Source organism: Parabacteroides sp. HGS0025, from assembly GCF_000969845.1.
Classification (GTDB): Bacteria; Bacteroidota; Bacteroidia; order Bacteroidales; family Tannerellaceae; genus Parabacteroides; species Parabacteroides gordonii.
The window spans coordinates 776,667-793,876 of the sequence record NZ_KQ033903.1 but is presented as its reverse complement, the minus strand read 5'-3'; the positions used below and the strand labels follow the sequence as shown (position 1 = coordinate 793,876).

Genomic DNA, 17,210 nt, shown 5'->3' with positions numbered 1-17,210 from the left:
TGATACAAAGGTAGACAGAAAGAAATGCAACAGGGTTGCAAAGAATTCGTATATTTGTCCGGTTAATAACTAGATAATAAACAATATGAAGAAAACTCTCACTGCTATTCGGGCTTTGTTCTGTCTTGCCTTGTTGTGTTCCTGTACGCAGACAAAGAATCCGTATGACCTGTCGAATTTCGGTCTTGTTCCCGACAACAAGGAAAATGCCTCCCCGTTGATGGCAAAGGCATTGGAACAGATCGCCGCTTCCCACACTTCGGATGACACGATCACGATCGTCCTGCCCAAAGGACGTTATGATTTCTATCCGGAAGGAGCCGCACAGAAGGAATACTTTATCTCCAACCACGATCAGGACAACCCGAAACTGGTAGGACTTCCTTTTGAGAATATGAAGAACGTCGTTTTCGACGGACAAGGTTCGGAGCTGATCTTCCACGGCCGAATGTTACCCGTTTCGTTGATCCGTTCTGAAAACTGTACACTGAAGAATTTCAGCATCGACTTCGAGAACCCGCATATCAGCCAGGTGAAAGTGCTGGAAAATGATACGGTAGCCGGAGCTATAACGTATGAGGTGGCTCCCTGGGTCGAGTATGAAATACGCGACAGTGCATTTGTTGCCAAAGGAGAAGGTTGGGAGCATATCCCTGCTTGGGGAATTGCTTTTGAAGGAGACACCAAACGCCTCGTCTATACGACCAGCGATATTGCTGTCGGTTCGAAAGGCGTATCGGAAATCTCTCCCCGTGTAATTAAGTCGACTAAATGGAATAATAAGAAACTGATCCCCGGAACAGTTGTTGCCATGCGTGGCTGGGGGCGCCCGACACCGGGTATCTTTATCTCTTACGATACGAATACGACACTGGATAATATCCAGGTTCATTATGCCGAGGGCATGGGTTTACTGGCACAGATGAGCGAGAACATCACGCTTAATAAATTCTCTGTATGCCTTCGCGGTGAGAATGATCCGCGTTATTTTACAACGCAGGCGGATGCAACCCATTTCTCCGGTTGTAAAGGTAAAATCGTCTCTGTAGGCGGCCTGTATGAAGGGATGATGGATGACGCGATCAACGTACACGGCACCTATCTGAAAGTCCAGAAGCGTGTGGATGATAAGACGTTGGTAGGCGAGTATATGCATTCGCAGAGTTATGGCTTTGAATGGGGATTTCCGGGTAATGCCGTACAGTTCATCGACTCCAAGACAATGGAGATTATCGGTAATCCCAACAAAGTCGCTTCTATCAAAACGGTGGACAAACCGACTGCACACGGCGCAAAACAGTTTGAGATCGTCTTTGAAGAAAGTATCGACCCGGCAATCAGCGAAGCCGGAACATTCGGTATCGAGAATCTGGAATGGACACCGGAAGTTTATTTTGCCGACAATCTGATCCGCAACAACCGTGCCCGCGGTTCCTTGTTCAGCACGCCGAAAAAGACGGTGGTGGAAAACAACGTCTTCGACCATACTTCCGGTACGGCTATCCTGCTGTGCGGTGACTGTAACGGCTGGTTTGAAACAGGAGCCTGCCACGATGTGCTGATCCGCAACAACAAGTTCATCAATGCATTGACCAATATGTTCCAGTTTACGAATGCAGTTATCTCGATCTATCCCGAAATACCCGACCTGAAAGACCAGAAAAAGTATTTCCATAGCAATATCGTGATCGAGAATAATGAGTTCGAAACATTCGATGCTCCGATCCTGTATGCGAAATCGGTGGACGGACTGATCTTCCGCAACAATACGGTCAAACAGAATAACCAGTATCCTGCTTTCCACTGGAATAATCACCGTTTCTTCTTCCAGCGTGTAGTTAATTCCGAAATCAAGGACAATACCTTCGATGGCGGGTTCGATGAGAAGAGGGATGTGAAGGTTGAGAATTGATCTGAAATCTGAAGAAATCTGGCAGAAGCCATTTGTCTCATGCAAAGCATAGGGACAAGTGGCTTTTGTTTATTTTGCTTGTGTAGTCGATTCACAAGCGATCGTAAAGCGGAAAGTCGTTCCGACTCCCAACTCCGATTCAACAGATATTTTACCTCCTAATTTTGTTACGATCATCTGGCAGATAGACAAGCCCAGCCCCGTGCCGGGAACAAAGCTGTCGAACTTGGCAAAACGCTCGAATACACGCTTCAGGTTTTCCGGATCGATCCCTTTTCCTGTATCGGTTACATAAAAAGCCAATCCACCGGGGATGACCTCATAGCCTATCGTAATCGATCCTTCCGAAGTAAACTTAACAGCATTATTCAATAAATTCGTGATAACTTGCGTCAGTCTGTTCTTTTCAGAGTTGATCACATATTTCTTATGAGGTAAATGGCAGATAAGCTTTACTTCCGGTGACAAATGTGATTCATAGACCTGCTTCAAATCGACGATAACTTCCGTAATATCGAAGTTAGTGTAATTGAATACCATTTTCCCGGCATCTATTTTGGATATATCGAGTATATCGTTAATAATCTGTAGGAGCAGATCATTGTTCTCTTCGATAATACGGACAAATTCTCCTTTTTCCTCGTGATTGTCCGTTTCGGCCAGTAGCTGGGAGAATCCTACTATGGCATTCAACGGCGTACGTATTTCATGGCTCATATTTGCCAGGAAAGTCATCTTCATCCGGTTGGCTTCTTCTACTTTTTCGATGTGGGTAATATCTATCAGCAACCCCGTAACGCTTTTCAGATTCCCGTTAAGGTGGAACTCCATAGGGACGGAAAAGGCATTTGCCCAACGGTAGTTTGTATCGCCTTCTAGCATAATGCGCAAATGTAGATTACTATATCCTTTGTTTTCCAATGCGCGTCTTTCCTGCTCCCGCTTCAGTATCAAGCGATCATCCGGATGGATAGTGAAAATCAATTCTTTTCGGATAAACTCTCCGGGATCGATCGGGTCGGGATAGAGGCGGGTATATTCCTGCGTATCGACGTCGAAATCCCATTGGATGATGTTGGCAGCCTGAATAGCCAGTTCGCTTCGCTGGATATAGTTTTTGAAACGTTGTTCGCGTTCTACCTCTTCTGTAATATCTTCGCGGGTTCCGATCAGTTTGGCCACATTACCTTCTTTATCATAGTTCGATACCTTTGCAATGAGCCGAACCCATCGGTAGGAATTATCGAGCGTCTTGACACGGAATTTTATGTTCATCTGGTCAGAACGCTTATTCAGGATATTGTCGAATGCTTTTTGATACATTAACCGATGTTCGGGGGCGATGATTTTATAGCTATCCTTCAATTTGATATCCTTATCGAAAAACATTGACTCTCCGGCCGAAGTAGATATTCCTGTTTTATGGTCGTATTCCCAGATGATCATATTCGTGATCTGGAGCAGCAGGTCTCGTTGCTGTTTATTCTCTATTAACTCCTGCACCTTGTTTTTCTGGTCGGTAATATCTTTCTGGGTACCAATCAAACGGTCTATTTTTCCGTTTTCTCCGCGTATCCCCATCGAGTAGATCTCATACCAGCGGATTTGGCCGTCGGGAGTAACGAGACGGAATTGTTCGCAACTCTGTTCGTGTACCTCTTCGACAATATCGGTAACGAGTTTAACATGCCTTTTCCGGTCTTCCGGAACTAATTGGTTGGTGACATCCCGTAATCTCATGCCGGGTTGAGGCACTGTGTTTTCATCGGCCAGGTCGAATGAGTCGGTATTGGGGAGGTATGACCAGACGGATAGTCCACCTGCCTTCAGAGCCATCGCCAGTTTATTTTTCTGCTCGATCGTCTCATGCTGGGCCTGTATTCGTTCGGTCATATTACGGAAGATGCCGAATGTGTAATCCTCTTCAAAAGGGATTATATATCCTTCGGCATAGCCTGTGTGCCCTTCGTTCTCTACTTCGTAATGAATTATATTCGGTTTACGTGTTTTTATTGTATCCAGGAATGCATTCAGCAGTTCAGCCCCTGAGCCTCCTCTCAAATTCTTATAACGAAACAACTCTTGTATCGTCTGTCCCTTTTGCTGTTGAGGCGTAAGGGACAGAGATATTTCAGGCTGGTAATTGAGTAAATCCTCGATTACACCCTCTTTGTTTACTATTAAAACCGTATCGGGAAGCAGTTTCAGAAACTGCTTCATCCCTGTCAGAGCATTTTTGTCGTTTGCCATAGCCTATAAATTTCGGGAGGTCTATAACTGGCAAAATTAAATATATTCCTGGTTTTAATTGTATGAATAGAATAAATAAATCAAGGATAATGCTTATTATTGTTGATTTACTAACTTCAGGCTGTAGTTGAGTTCCGACTCTGCTTTAGTAAAATCGTCTCCCAAAAGAGTCAGTGTAGAGTCATTTTCACAAAGAAAATTCATCACTTCGTCTCCATTATCGGATACCAGTTGCCATATAGTTGCATTGTCGTCTCCTGGCATCCCTTTGAGTGTGAGACGTTTCCCGTTAGTAACGAATGTAGCGTCTTTGCCGTCTTCCGCTTCCAGATATGTTTGTGAAAGAGAGAAAGTGCCGTCCCCGCTATGCTTCCGGCTACGGATAGTCAGGTCGTAACGGATACCCGGACAGTCGGCGCAGGGAAGCAGACCTTCATAAGTAAGCGTCTGCATAGCTCCCAGGGAGTTGTCTGCTTCCGCTTTATCCTGACGGTAGATTTCAGTTTGACGCTGGCTGATAGTCCATACGCCGTCTACCATACGTACGTTTTTTGTATCATCGTCTTCTACATTCCAGGCATAACCTCCGGCTGGCAGTGAACGGCGGTCGAGTACTTCACTCGGAGCGCCGGTAGAGAAGAATAATTCGGCTTTCAGCGAGTCCGGACTGAATACGAGGTAAGCAGACGATTTACCGTCTGTTGCTTCCAGGCGTGTTCCCGACTCGAAAAGGCGTATGCAGTTTTGTTGTACTTCCGACCAGGTATAGCCGGCAGAGGCAATACAGCCGTGTTCGTCTTTATCATTTCCAACCATTTCGGCAGATTCGTTTTCTGACTGTGGTTCTTGTTGTGCTTTCTTTTGTCCGCAGGCAGAAAGCAATCCTGCACAAAGAATAAAGGCAGCCAGCATGTGCCTGTTGTTTGTTTTTTTCATCGGAATGAATGTCTTTAATTTGTTTATAAACGGAGATCTATACTAGTGTATGAAACAAAGATAAGTTATTTTTTGTTCCTTTGTGGTTTGAATAAAAAAGATTAAGCCTGTAAGGAATGAGAATATCCGTACTTATCGTTGCACTCTTGACGATTATCTGTTTGTCGCCACTGAAAGCTCAGCATGAGGTGTCTGTACCCGATAGCCTGAAACAAAAGATGCCGGTTATCGAATATAAATTTAATCCGAAACACCTGATTCTCCCGGCTTCTCTGATCACCGTCGGAGCAGTCGGAACAGCTATCGACGGGATGAATGATTTCCATCTTTTCTCCAGGAAAAGCGATGTGAAGAAGATTCGTGTGGACGATTATCTGGAATGGGGGATGTTGGGATGGGTTTTCGTCTGCGACCTGATGGGGAAGGAGAAGCATAACTGGGTAGACCAGCTCTTTCTGGTGACTATGGCGGAAGGTATGAATGCCGTTATGACCCGTGCCCTGAAATATTCCATCAATGAGACCCGTCCTGACGGAGGGCCTTATTCGTTTCCTTCCGGTCATACGGCCAATGCTTTTCTGGGGGCTCACATGGCTTATAAAGAGTTTAAGGACAGTAGTCCGGTACTGGCTTATTCGGGATATGCGATCGCTTTGTTTGTCGCCGGTTCGCGGTTGTATAATAACCGCCATTGGGTGGCCGATGTCGTGGCGGGAGCCGGTTTCGGTATTCTTTCCGTCGAATTATCCTATCTGGCTTATTTCCCCCTCCGTAACGCCATAGCCCGCAAAATAAATCGTAAGTCAGCTAAAAACATGGTGATCGCCCCGACCTTCAACGAACAGGGGGGAGGAGTTTATTTTTCTTATTCGTTTTAATAATACCTAAACCCCTCCGCTTATTCGTTTTGTATTTATCTATAATTTATTTAGGATCTGTTTTATGACATTCTGCAGTGACAAGAACTTTATTTATTTGTTCTGTCGGATACTTGATCCGGAATATTTCGGTAAGATCCTGGCATATATAGTGTGAATAAATTAGAGAAGCAGGCTCATATTTTTCAAAAGTGAAATTGTATTTTAGATGATTATCGATATATATGCTTAAATCATTACCATTATCTTTGAATGTCCCGGTTATGGTGTCAACATCCGCTCTATTAGTATATTTGACAGACCCTACATTCATTGTTGTATATGTAAGTTCAAACTTGTCTAAAAGCCGAACGGCATACGAGGACTCTAACTCTTCCTGAATTGTGTTTCTCAGATTTCCATTTTCTATATCTATCTGGTATGTAGGAGGCTCTAATACCTGAATCTCGGAGTTGAGTGATTGGATATCTATATAGAATATGAAATTGAAAGAGTCAGACAGTATACCCGCTGTAACAAAATCGACTTGTTTAGTCGTAACCATATATCCGACATTACCTTTATCAGCTATATTAATAGCAGAGTTGTCTTCAGCTAATACATTCCACTCTATGGCGGATTTCATATATATTGCAATAGTATCACCTACCTTTAATTCTATTGTATCGTTTTCTTCAAGAGGATTTATAGTCGAGAACCTATAATTGGTATAATATATATCGGGTATATCATATATCTCCGTACCATCGTCCTCTTCTTTATCTCCACAGCTGACTGCTCCGTACAAAATGCACAGTAACAATACGATAATATTACCTGGCTTATTTAGAATAAAAGAGAATAATGATAGATAAAAGGATTGTTTTTTCATGCTTGTATAATTTAAATTTTAGCGCAAGTTGCATTGTTTTTTCATGTTTGAAAAACAAAATCTTCGAGATGGGTATTATAATCTTTGAAAGCCTAAAATTCAACGGTAAACCAAATTTTATACTTTCAATGAATTCTGAATATATAGTTAATGGGGGTACATGTCAGATTTGGAGAATCTAATCAGGACAACCGCTTATTGATGGCCAGTAATTGTTCGATGTGTGTACGGTCGTTGCTGAGGCGGGGTATTTTGTGCTGTCCGCCTAGTTTACCCTTTTCTTTGAGCCATTCGTAAAAAGCTCCTTCATGAGCTATTGTGATTTCCAACGGTTGGAGAGATATTTCTTTGTAACGCTTGGCTTCATAATCGGAATTCAGTTCCTGCAGAGTCTTGTCCAGCAGGGATGCAAATTCGTCCAGCGAAGGCGGCATTGTTTCAAATTCGATGAACCATTGATGACGGCCTTTTGCCTTGTCCAGCATGAAGAGAGGGGCGGCTGTATATTCCTTCACTTTTGCTCCCGTCTGGATGCTTACCCGGCTGATCGCTTTATCGGCATTGTCTACCATTAGCTCTTCGCCGAAAGCGTTGATATAGTGTTTTGTTCTGCCCGAAATAATAAACTTATGAGGGAAAAGGGAGGTGAAACGAACCGTATCGCCGATCTGATAACGCCACAGTCCGCCGGATGTCGTTATTACCATCGCATAATTCTTTCCTGTCTCTACTGCTTCCAGGGGAAGAACCGTCGGGTTCTCCATACCCACTTCCGACATGGGGATAAATTCGTAGAAAACACCATAATCCTGCATCATCAGCAGACTCTGGTCTGCCGGATCATCCTGTATGCCGAAGAAACCTTCCGAGGCATTGTAAGTCTCCATATAATGCATCTTGTCCGAAGGAATCAGCGATTTGTATTGTTCCCGGTAAGGCTCGAAACTGATACCTCCGTGGAAAAATACTTCCAGATTGGGCCATACGTCACTCAGGTATTCCCGTCCGGTCTTCTTCAGGATCGACTTGATAAGCACCAGCATCCAGGAAGGGACACCCGACAGGCTGTTCACATCCTTATTCCAGGTACAGTCTACAATTGCTTTAATCTTGCTTTCCCATTCGTCCATCAGGATGATCTTTTTAGCCGGAACACGCATCAGGTTGACCAACGGGTTCAGGTTCTGTAGAAGAACAGCCGAGAGGTCGCCGCAATGGGACTTTTGATTGATGGGGGAGGGGCTGTGGCTTCCTCCGAGTATCAGGCCTTTTTTCGAGAAGAAGTGGCTTTCGGGATTGTTTCGGAGGTAGAGAGCCACTGTGTCGAAGCCACCTTGATAGTGGCAGCCGTGGAGCACCTCGCGGGTAACGGGTAGGAATTTGCTTTTATCGTTCGTGGTGCCGCTACTTTTAGCGTACCACTTGACGACCGAAGGCCACAGAATGTTCCTTTCTCCGTTTATCATCCGTGTCACATAAGGCTTGATATCGTCATAGAGCTGAAGCGGAACCCGCTCACAGAAGTCACTGTAGTTACGGATACTTTTGTAATCGTATGTCAGACCCCATTCCGTATTACGTGCGGTCTTCAACAGAGTGCGCAATTGCTTACGCTGGAGCAGGTCGGTGTCCTGCCCGTATTTCTCTATGTCCTTCTGCCGGTGACGGAAGAGTAGTGATATCGTATTTGTTAAAATATCCATGCTCCTTTTACTTTGTATAGGCTGCAAATGTAGGCATTCTCTTTTTATTTATATCTTTGTTGCATACATAATTAACAAAACAATGAAAATAGGAATCCTTTCTTCCGGAGGTGATTGTCCCGGTATAAACGCTACGATTCGCGGTGTAGGTAAAACAGCCATCATGCATTATGGCATGGAAGTAATAGGTATCCATAGTGGTTTTGTAGGACTGCTGAACAAAGATATTCAATCGTTCGACGAACGAAGCCTTTCAGGTATCCTTAATCTGGGCGGAACGATTTTGGGAACATCCCGCGAGAAACCTTTCCGCAAACTACTCGCTTCGGGCGAAAGCGAAAAGCCTCAGATCATTATACAGAATTATGAAGAATTAGGATTAGACTGCCTTGTCTGTATCGGAGGAAACGGTACGCAGAAAACAGCGGGTATGCTCTCTGCCCTGGGACTGAACGTTATAGGTGTTCCCAAAACGATCGATAACGATGTGTGGGGTACTGATATCACTTTTGGTTTCGATACAGCTGTTAACATTGCTACAGAAGCGATCGACCGCCTGCACTCGACCGCCAGTTCGCATAAACGTGTAATGGTGGTGGAAGTGATGGGACATCATGCCGGATGGATTGCCTTATATGCCGGAATGGCCGGGGGAGCGGATGTTATCCTGTTGCCCGAACTCGGTTATGATATCGACCGGGTGAATGAAGCTATCCTCGACCGTGCCCGCCGTGGTAAGCCCTATTCAATTGTTGTCGTTGCCGAAGGAGTGGAGACACCCGATAAGAAACGCCCGTCCGATTATATCACCCGCACGATAGAAGCGGCTACCGGTATCGAATGCCGTGATACCGTATTAGGCTATATCCAGCGCGGTGGCAACCCTTCGCCATTCGACCGTAACCTGGCCACCCGCTTGGGAGGACATGCCACGGAATTGATTGCAAACCGCCAATTCGGACGTATGGTGTGTATGAAAGGGGATAAAGTGGAATCGATCGCCCTATCGGAAGTGGCAGGCAAATTGAAAGTGGTCACGCCGGAGCAGGATCTGATCGTTCAGGGAGAAAGAATGGGGATTTCGTTCGGTAAGTAATTACCGGACTTCTTCATTGATGGTGGCATCAATGCATGCTGTCTTGTTGATTGTTGTCGGTTCAGAAGATGTCTGTTCCGCAGAAGACTCTTCTTCCGGCAGATCCTCAAACTCATGTGCAGCGGTATTTTCTCCCGTCTGTTTCTTTTTCAGGTCGGAGATAAACTGCTGGAAAGTTTTGTCGGTACGCAGCTTTTTGATAGCCATCTTGGCGGCATTCTGCTGGGATTCTTTTTTGGAATAACCGATACCGACGCCGATCTGCATGTCGGCTAATGTTACGCCTGTCTGGAATACCGGATTACCGTCATTATCGGAAAACGACTCGATCAGGTCGAATGTTATTTCCAGCTTATTCTTCTGGCTCCATTCTATCAGGCTCGATTTGAAGTTGACCTCTTTGCGGGCAATATTATCCAGGTCGATATACCTCTTGATGATCACATCATTGATGAAACGGTAACAGGCACGATATCCCTGATCCAGGTAGATTGCCCCGATCAGCGCTTCCAATGCATTTCCGTACATGTGATTATTGTGTGAACTCAGTTTAGCCGAGTAAACGACCATTTTGTCGAGACCGAGTTCGACCGCCACGCGGTTGAGCGTTTCGCGTTGTACGATCTTCGAACGGGTATTGGTCAGGAAACCTTCCCGTTTGTTTTGGAAATGTTTATACACAATGTCTGCTACGATAGCATCCAATACGGCATCACCCAAAAACTCCAATCGTTCGTTATTCAACCATTTACCATCACTATCTTCTACAGAGGAAGATTTATGAAGGAAGGCTTGTTCATAAACATGGATGTTGTCGGGGTAAAATCCCAGTATCTTATATAAAGAAGAATAAGGCTCCTTATTCTTATGTTTCAGGAGCCTTATCTTTTTGTATAGTTGTGTAAACACGTTACTTCACAAATTTTTTAACAATAGCACAAGCATTATGACCACCGAATCCAAAAGTATTGGATAGTGCTGCCTGTATTTCTCTTTTTTGAGCTTTATTGAATGTAAAATTCAGTTTGTAGTCTATTTCAGGGTCATCGTCGCCATCTGCATGGTTGATTGTCGGAGGAATGATTCCATCTTTGATCGCCATGATGCACAACATTGCTTCGATAGCTCCGGCTGCACCTAACAAATGACCTGTCATTGACTTCGTTGAACTGATATTCAGCTTGTAAGCATGATCTCCGAAAACGTCTTTGATCGCTTTTACTTCTGAAACGTCTCCTACCGGAGTAGATGTTCCGTGAACGTTGATATAGTCGATATCTTCCGGAGCCATTTCTGCATCTTCCAGTGCATTACGCATCACTAACTTGGCACCTAATCCTTCAGGATGAGACGCTGTCAGATGGTATGCATCGGCAGACATTCCTGTTCCGGCAATCTCGGCATATATTTTAGCACCGCGAGCCAAAGCGTGTTCCATTTCTTCCAAAATCAAACAAGCTCCACCTTCTCCCATGACGAAACCGTCGCGACTTGCGCTGAATGGACGAGAAGCTGTCTCGGGCGAATCGTTACGGGTTGACAGCGCATTCATCGAGTTGAACCCACCGACACCTGAATCTGCAATAGCAGCTTCCGCACCACCTGTTACGATCACATTGGCTTTACCCAAACGGATATAGTTGAATGCGTCAGCGATCGCGTTGGTAGAAGAGGCACAAGCCGACACTGTTGCAAAGTTAGGACCATGAAATCCATAAAGCATGGAGATATGTCCGGCTGCAATATCCGAGATCATCTTCGGGATGAAGAACGGATTGAATTTCGGGCCGATCGTATCTTTGGTTTTCGCATATCCTAAAACTTCTTCGTCAAATGTCTTGATACCGCCGATACCTGAAGCAAAAATAACACCGATACGGTTCTTGTCCTCATTGTCCAAGTCCATAGCAGCGTCTTCGATTGCCTGTTTTGCGGCATTTATTGCAAATAAACTATAACGGTCACACTTGCGGGCTTCCTTGCGATCCATTACTGACAACGGATCGAAACCTTTAACTTCGCATGCAAATTGTGTCTTGAATTTGGATGCATCAAACTGTGTAATAGGGCCGGCTCCACTCTTCCCATTGATAATACCCTCCCATGTTTCTGCGAGGGTATTACCAAGAGGAGTAATGGCACCAAGACCTGTTACTACAACTCTTTTTAATTCCATACCTTTAATTAAAAGGATTGATTACTTCGCGTTAGCTTCGATATAAGCAACTGCGTCGCCTACTGTTGTAATCTTTTCTGCCTGATCATCAGGAATTGAGATACCGAATTCTTTTTCGAATTCCATAATCAATTCTACAGTGTCAAGAGAGTCTGCTCCTAAATCATTAGTAAAGCTTGCTTCGTTTGTAACTTCTGTTTCTTCAACACTTAACTTGTCAACGATGATAGCCTTTACTCTAGATGCAACTTCAGACATAACTTTTTCAATTTAGATTAATAAATACGAATATACTTTTTAAATTTGCAGTGCAAAGAAAAGAATTTTTTATGTTACAAAACAAATTTAATGCACTAAAAATGCGGAAAACTGCACATTTTTTCTTTTCGTGTGCACTAAAACATAGGAAAATATGAAAAACGTAGCAATTTTTGCCTCCGGCTCGGGTACAAACGCCGAGAATATCGCCCGATATTTCTCTAAAAGTGAAACCGTTAAAGTGGCGGTTGTTTTGTCGAATAACAAAAATGTAGGGGTCCATGCCCGTGTCAATAATCTGGGAATACCCTCCTTTGTATTCTCCCGTGAGGAGTTTGTGGAAGGTACGCCCGTTTTGGCGAAATTAGCGGAATATCAGGCCGACCTGATCGTTTTGGCTGGTTTTATGAATAAAATATCGGATGCATTGCTGAAGGCTTATCCGGGGAAGATCATTAATATCCATCCGGCCCTATTGCCGAAACATGGGGGAAAGGGTATGTATGGCATGCATGTGCACGAAGCGGTAGTGGCTGCCGGCGACAAGGAGTCGGGTATCACCATACATTATATCAATGAGAATTACGATGAGGGGGATATTATTTTCCAGGCCAAATGTGAGGTGTTGCCTACCGACTCGCCCGATGCAGTAGCCACAAAGGTGCATAAACTCGAATATGCCCATTATCCGCATGTAATTGAAGAGGTATTAAAGAAGATTTAATAAAAAAGAGTGCACCCCGGACTGATGAAGATCCGGGCGGTGCACTCTTCTGGAAACCAGTATTAATTCCGCTTAGCGAATGATCATTTTAGCGGTATAATTACCGATGCGGACGATATAGAAACCGGCCTGCAACTGCACGGTCTTATCGCCTGCTACCTGCAACTGTTCTAGACTTGAATGTTTTCGATGTGTGGATTATAATGCCTTTATCTCCTCAACCGACAATCCTGTACATTTTGCAATGTCGGTAGTCTCTATACCCATACGTTTCATATTAACTGCCGTCTGACGTAAGGCTTCCGCTTTACCTTCTGCAAGGCCTTCGATCCGGCCCTCCCATTTGGCGGTGTCGAGGACATCGTTCTGGATCATGATTACATTCAGGTGCTCGTCATAAGCATGCCGCTCCTGCGAGGACATGGAGTAGTACTTTAGTTTCTCGCGGGCTTCACGAAGGCCGGGTGTTGTCGTATCGGGACGGATCGTACCGTCTTTCAGGTATTTGATCCATTCGTCCAAAGGCGTTGTGGCTACTTTATCGAACTCGTTTACACGGATCAGAATGTATTCAGGGAAGATCTCTGCAGGCAGGCGGGTGATGACTGCATCGCGGTCGCGCATGTTGATACGCAGACGGTCGCCTGTATGCACACCGGTGAAATGATTCTGTCCGTGGTAGAAATAATCCGTACCTACACCGAGATCGAAGTAAATAATGCTGATGGAGTAGACTTTCTTTACCTTTTGATAACCTTCACCCAGCGAGATATGCTCGGTGATGGCTTTGGCCACGCCGTAGAGGATACGTTCGAGATAATGTACTTCGCGGGTGTTCTGGATTTCGACGATGATGATCTCGCCTTTGCTGTTCAATGCTTTGATGTCTACACGGTTGAACTTGTCGCTGGCACTTTCCTGGTTGCTTTCGCTTTCGAGGATTTCAAGGATACGAACCTCTTCCCTAAGCACGACTGTCAGGAAACCGTTAAGCACATCGAAGTTGGCCTTCTGGCGCAACAAACGCTTGATGGCCCAATCGAAGCGGATATACCGGTCTTGCAACTCTTTTCTTTCATTCTCTGCCATGACTTTAGGATCTAAATTTTTCATAATTAAGTGTTTTATGTGTTACGTAATTCACAAAGATACATATATTAATGGATGAACAGACAGAACCGGTTCGCTTTTTTCCTATTATATTAACTATCCTGTAACAGTCAAGTGATTTTGATTAATGAAACGGACTGTACTGTAAGTGCTTGCTCTTCAGGAGAGAAAATTCTTATATATTATGATACTTGAGTGCCACAATACATGATACTTGAGTGTCATAATATATGAGAATGCAGTATCACAATATATGATACTGTGATAAGATACAGGATAAAAACAGAGTCCGGTAGCGTTGTAAGGATGGGTATATCCTATTTCTGGACAAGACAGTTAACAGTTGGTGATAGATGAGTGATAGTTAAGTGATAGTTGAAAAAAGCAACTATCACTCTCATATCCCTTGATTATAATAGTATCAAGAAGGTTCGTGATAGTGTGATAGTTGCTTTTCAATATGTGTATAGTAAAATTAGAAACTCATATTCAACTGCATCACGTAAGTACGCGGTGCACATACCAGCATCGGGCGGGTACAATATTCTTTATTGAATAAGTTGTTTACGGAGAACTGGAAAAGGATATCTTTTGTGATTTTCACACCTGCGCGCAAGTCGACCACGCAATAATCCGTGTTCTTTTCTTTCCAGTAAGAGTTTAATGTCTCTCCGCCGATATTGCCATACAGGAACTGGCGGATATATTCCATTACATCCGGTTGATCCTTTTCGCGTTCATCTACCATCAGATAGTCCACTGCCAGCATTTTGCTTTTCCAGGTGACGTTCAGACCGAGGTTCAGACGTTTCCATTCAAAATCGACAACTCCTTTTACCGTATGTTTCTGGCGGTATTTTAAATATTTGGAGTCGTTTGATTTCTCTTTGGCACGGAGCGGGTCGTTGTATTGTGCTTCGATCTCGTTCTTTTCTTTATAGTCGGCATCTTCCGGTTCGATAAATACATATCCCAGATTGTAGGTTAAGCGCGTGTCGGGGTTGAAGTTATAAGCACCGGTCGTGCTTACTTCCGCACCGTAGATGCGTGCTTTCGATACATTATAGAACTGTGCTCCGATACCCGGCATCTGGCCTTGGGCAAGGATACCCAGGATCTCTTTCGTGCTGTTGGCATAGGCAAATGTATTGGGGTCGAAGAATCCGAAGCGGAACTCGATCATATCGGTATACTGGGTATAGAAACCGGCTACATCGAAGAAGCCTTGCAGATTTCCCAGTTTATAGCCTTGCTTGATACCTAATTCAGCGTTGACTCCCTTTTCCGGCTGTACATCGTTGTTCGGGAATACACCGACTCCGCCGATATCCTTGCGGGCATATTTCTCGGTCAGAGACGGATAGCGGTAACCTTGCCCGAAGCTGGCACGGATAAAGCTGTAATCGGCCAACTGATAATTCAGACCGGCACGGAAGATTGGCTTAACCGGTACTTTTGCACCGAATATCTTGGTATCAGCTTCACGCAGGTAGTCGTCTACACGGTAGTATTCGGCACGCATACCGGCCGATACGCTCAGGCGGTCGAAGAAACGCTGGTCGTACTGGAAGAAGAGGGCGGCATTGTCGCTGTCATGGTTACCGGTGGTGACGGATGTGCTGCGCATGTGCTCGTAAGTGGCACCCGCAGTGATCTGTGTTCCGTTGTCCCATTTCTTATTGAACTGGTAGTCTATATAATAGGTATAGTTCTTATCGATGCTGACCGGATCGGATTTCGGTTCGATCGCATTCGATAACCACGGGATCAGGTCGGATGTGCTGCTCGGAATACCGCGTTTCATCACCCACGAGAGCAGGTCGGCATAATCGGCCGTAGTTGCTGTCGGGAAGATCTGGCCCAGCATACCGGTCGCTCCGTTCACCAGTCCGTTCACATCGCCTTGCAGTGCCGGCTGGATGAGCGGGTAGAGCATGCTGTAATCGCCATTTTGTACGTTCTGCACAATCCCTGTAATGGCATTGACGTCCGTTCCCATATTTCCGAGAATTTCAGTGATCGACTTGCCTTTGTTGGAACCGTCTGCAATGTTGTCGCCACGATAATAGAAACGGGCTTTGATCTTATGTGACGTATTATTGGACGGGTTCGTGAAGTTAAAGAACGGGTCGATATAGAATGTATTCGCTTCGCGTCCCATATTGGCGATAGGCGATGGCTCATAAGCATCTTTCGGTGAACGCCAGAGGAAGAAGTCGGCATATTTATCGCTCATGAAATTGACGTTGAAACCATAGTTTACCAACAGGCCGTTCGTCATAGGCTGATGATAAGTCAGGTTACCACCGGCACGGAAACGTTTGTTATAGCCCTGCTCCTTGTATCCTTCGTCGGTAAACATATTCAGTCCGGCCGATACGTCGAAATTCCCGATACGGCGGGCATGGGAGAAGTCTATCCCTTCGTATATCGGGTTGCGGATACCGGAGAATACATTCTTACGCAGGAAAGGTTCCACTTCATATTTACCTTCTTTCCAGAACGATTTGTCGCTCCAACGGTATTCTTCGTTATCAGGATCGCCGTAAATACCCAGATAAGTACGCAGGGTGGTTACCGGTGTCAGGCTGGGGCGTTTTGTCCGGATATTGATCACCCCATTCAAGGCCGACGAGCCGTAAAGAACCGATGAAGCTCCTTTCATCACCTCTACCTGTTCGATGTTTTCAAGCGGGACGATATTCCAGTTGATAATACCCGTACCGGAAGTAAGGGCGCTCATCCCGTCTATCAGAACGAGGCTTCGCGAACCGACACCGTATGTCCAGCCGTTACCGCCACGGATAGATGGCTGTTTGTCGTTGATATCTACACCCGGCATCGTATTCAGCGTTGCGCTCAGGTCGGTCGGTGCCTGTTTGGTGATATCTTCCGCCTTCAGAAGATCCATTGAAACGGTTACGTTGCTCAGCTTCTGCTCAAAGCGTCCGGCACTGACTACTACGTCGCCCAGCAGATTCGCTTTGATACGCATCCGGATATCCCGGGTTTTCGTTTCGTTCCGGTTGATCACTACCGGCACCATTTCGTTCTCATATCCTATATAACTGAACAACAAGTCGACGCCACCTTCCGGCAGGCTGATCTGATAAAAACCGTCGGCATTCGAGACGGTTCCGTCTGTTTCCCCGCTCAGTCTTTTATAAGTAATATTGACACCGGCCAGCGGTTCGTTTGTCTCCTGATCGTAAATATGTCCTTTCATTATCTGCCCGAATGCAGGCCCGGCCAGAAAGGTTAGTAGGAATGCTATTACATATAACTTTTTCATTTCT

Annotated in this window: 13 protein-coding genes; 4 read left to right on the top strand and 9 right to left on the bottom strand. The window is 45.0% G+C overall.

Annotation, left to right across the window (positions count from 1 at the left end):
- Positions 1-85: 85 nt before the first annotated feature.
- A complete protein-coding gene (locus tag HMPREF1212_RS20260; protein ID WP_046150852.1) occupies positions 86-1,912 on the top strand; it encodes an alpha-1,3-galactosidase-related protein in 1,827 nt (608 codons plus the stop codon).
- A gap of 69 nt (positions 1,913-1,981) precedes the next feature.
- Here HMPREF1212_RS20260 and HMPREF1212_RS20255 read toward each other — a convergent pair whose 3' ends face one another.
- Together HMPREF1212_RS20255 and HMPREF1212_RS27590 are read right to left on the bottom strand one after the other, a co-directional pair.
- Positions 1,982-4,162: a PAS domain-containing sensor histidine kinase gene (locus HMPREF1212_RS20255; RefSeq protein WP_046150851.1), complete on the bottom strand. Its 2,181-nt coding sequence runs from the start codon at positions 4,160-4,162 to the stop codon at positions 1,982-1,984.
- A 96-nt stretch (positions 4,163-4,258) separates the two neighbouring features.
- Complete coding sequence (locus tag HMPREF1212_RS27590) at positions 4,259-5,098, bottom strand: copper resistance protein NlpE (protein WP_046150850.1); 840 nt, start codon at positions 5,096-5,098, stop codon at positions 4,259-4,261.
- Positions 5,099-5,214: 116 nt separating this feature from the next.
- Between HMPREF1212_RS27590 and HMPREF1212_RS20245 the strand changes: the two genes are divergently transcribed.
- Positions 5,215-5,976 carry a phosphatase PAP2 family protein gene (locus tag HMPREF1212_RS20245; RefSeq protein WP_046150849.1) on the top strand — a complete coding sequence of 254 codons (762 nt, stop codon included), beginning with the start codon at positions 5,215-5,217 and terminating at the stop codon, positions 5,974-5,976.
- 46 nt (positions 5,977-6,022) lie between these two features.
- Here the strand turns inward: HMPREF1212_RS20245 and HMPREF1212_RS20240 are convergent, their stop codons facing one another.
- Both HMPREF1212_RS20240 and HMPREF1212_RS20235 read right to left on the bottom strand, forming a co-directional pair.
- A complete protein-coding gene (locus HMPREF1212_RS20240) occupies positions 6,023-6,847 on the bottom strand; it encodes a hypothetical protein (protein ID WP_028726535.1) in 825 nt (274 codons plus the stop codon).
- A 182-nt stretch (positions 6,848-7,029) separates the two neighbouring features.
- Complete coding sequence (locus HMPREF1212_RS20235) at positions 7,030-8,550, bottom strand: GH3 auxin-responsive promoter family protein (RefSeq protein WP_046150848.1); 1,521 nt, start codon at positions 8,548-8,550, stop codon at positions 7,030-7,032.
- Positions 8,551-8,632: 82 nt separating this feature from the next.
- Between HMPREF1212_RS20235 and HMPREF1212_RS20230 the strand changes: the two genes are divergently transcribed.
- Entirely contained in the window at positions 8,633-9,646 is a 1,014-nt protein-coding gene (locus HMPREF1212_RS20230) for an ATP-dependent 6-phosphofructokinase (protein WP_028726533.1), read from the top strand.
- Here the strand turns inward: HMPREF1212_RS20230 and rnc are convergent, their stop codons facing one another.
- From rnc to HMPREF1212_RS20215, 3 genes are read right to left on the bottom strand one after another with little or no spacing between them, the layout of a single operon-like run.
- Positions 9,647-10,555 (bottom strand): ribonuclease III, encoded by a 909-nt coding sequence (gene rnc / locus HMPREF1212_RS20225; protein WP_028726532.1) that lies wholly within the window; start codon positions 10,553-10,555, stop codon positions 9,647-9,649.
- Position 10,556: 1 nt separating this feature from the next.
- Positions 10,557-11,822 carry a beta-ketoacyl-ACP synthase II gene (fabF, locus tag HMPREF1212_RS20220; RefSeq protein ID WP_028726531.1) on the bottom strand — a complete coding sequence of 422 codons (1,266 nt, stop codon included), beginning with the start codon at positions 11,820-11,822 and terminating at the stop codon, positions 10,557-10,559.
- Positions 11,823-11,843: 21 nt separating this feature from the next.
- A complete protein-coding gene (locus HMPREF1212_RS20215) occupies positions 11,844-12,080 on the bottom strand; it encodes an acyl carrier protein (protein ID WP_009860668.1) in 237 nt (78 codons plus the stop codon).
- A 154-nt stretch (positions 12,081-12,234) separates the two neighbouring features.
- Here HMPREF1212_RS20215 and purN point away from each other — a divergent pair, with 154 nt between their 5' ends.
- On the top strand, positions 12,235-12,804 hold the full coding sequence (purN, locus tag HMPREF1212_RS20210) for a phosphoribosylglycinamide formyltransferase (RefSeq protein WP_028726530.1): 570 nt from the start codon (positions 12,235-12,237) through the stop codon (positions 12,802-12,804).
- A gap of 198 nt (positions 12,805-13,002) precedes the next feature.
- Here purN and HMPREF1212_RS20205 read toward each other — a convergent pair whose 3' ends face one another.
- Positions 13,003-13,917: an Rpn family recombination-promoting nuclease/putative transposase gene (locus HMPREF1212_RS20205; protein WP_046150847.1), complete on the bottom strand. Its 915-nt coding sequence runs from the start codon at positions 13,915-13,917 to the stop codon at positions 13,003-13,005.
- A gap of 472 nt (positions 13,918-14,389) precedes the next feature.
- Entirely contained in the window at positions 14,390-17,206 is a 2,817-nt protein-coding gene (locus HMPREF1212_RS20200) for a TonB-dependent receptor (RefSeq protein WP_028726528.1), read from the bottom strand.
- Between the last annotated feature and the right edge of the window lie 4 nt (positions 17,207-17,210).

Bases quoted from the DNA above. Each gene is read 5' to 3' on its own strand.
- HMPREF1212_RS20240 (WP_028726535.1), bottom strand. From the start codon at position 6,847: ATGAAAAAACAATCCTTTTATCTATCATTATTCTCTTTTATTCTAAAT.
- HMPREF1212_RS20200 (WP_028726528.1), bottom strand. From the start codon at position 17,206: ATGAAAAAGTTATATGTAATAGCATTCCTACTAACCTTTCTGGCCGGG.
- HMPREF1212_RS20215 (WP_009860668.1), bottom strand. From the start codon at position 12,080: ATGTCTGAAGTTGCATCTAGAGTAAAGGCTATCATCGTTGACAAGTTA.
- HMPREF1212_RS20205 (WP_046150847.1), bottom strand. From the start codon at position 13,917: ATGAAAAATTTAGATCCTAAAGTCATGGCAGAGAATGAAAGAAAAGAG.
- HMPREF1212_RS20235 (WP_046150848.1), bottom strand. From the start codon at position 8,550: ATGGATATTTTAACAAATACGATATCACTACTCTTCCGTCACCGGCAG.
- HMPREF1212_RS20255 (WP_046150851.1), bottom strand. From the start codon at position 4,162: ATGGCAAACGACAAAAATGCTCTGACAGGGATGAAGCAGTTTCTGAAA.
- HMPREF1212_RS20245 (WP_046150849.1), top strand. From the start codon at position 5,215: ATGAGAATATCCGTACTTATCGTTGCACTCTTGACGATTATCTGTTTG.
- HMPREF1212_RS20230 (WP_028726533.1), top strand. From the start codon at position 8,633: ATGAAAATAGGAATCCTTTCTTCCGGAGGTGATTGTCCCGGTATAAAC.
- HMPREF1212_RS27590 (WP_046150850.1), bottom strand. From the start codon at position 5,098: ATGAAAAAAACAAACAACAGGCACATGCTGGCTGCCTTTATTCTTTGT.
- purN (WP_028726530.1), top strand. From the start codon at position 12,235: ATGAAAAACGTAGCAATTTTTGCCTCCGGCTCGGGTACAAACGCCGAG.
- HMPREF1212_RS20260 (WP_046150852.1), top strand. From the start codon at position 86: ATGAAGAAAACTCTCACTGCTATTCGGGCTTTGTTCTGTCTTGCCTTG.
- fabF (WP_028726531.1), bottom strand. From the start codon at position 11,822: ATGGAATTAAAAAGAGTTGTAGTAACAGGTCTTGGTGCCATTACTCCT.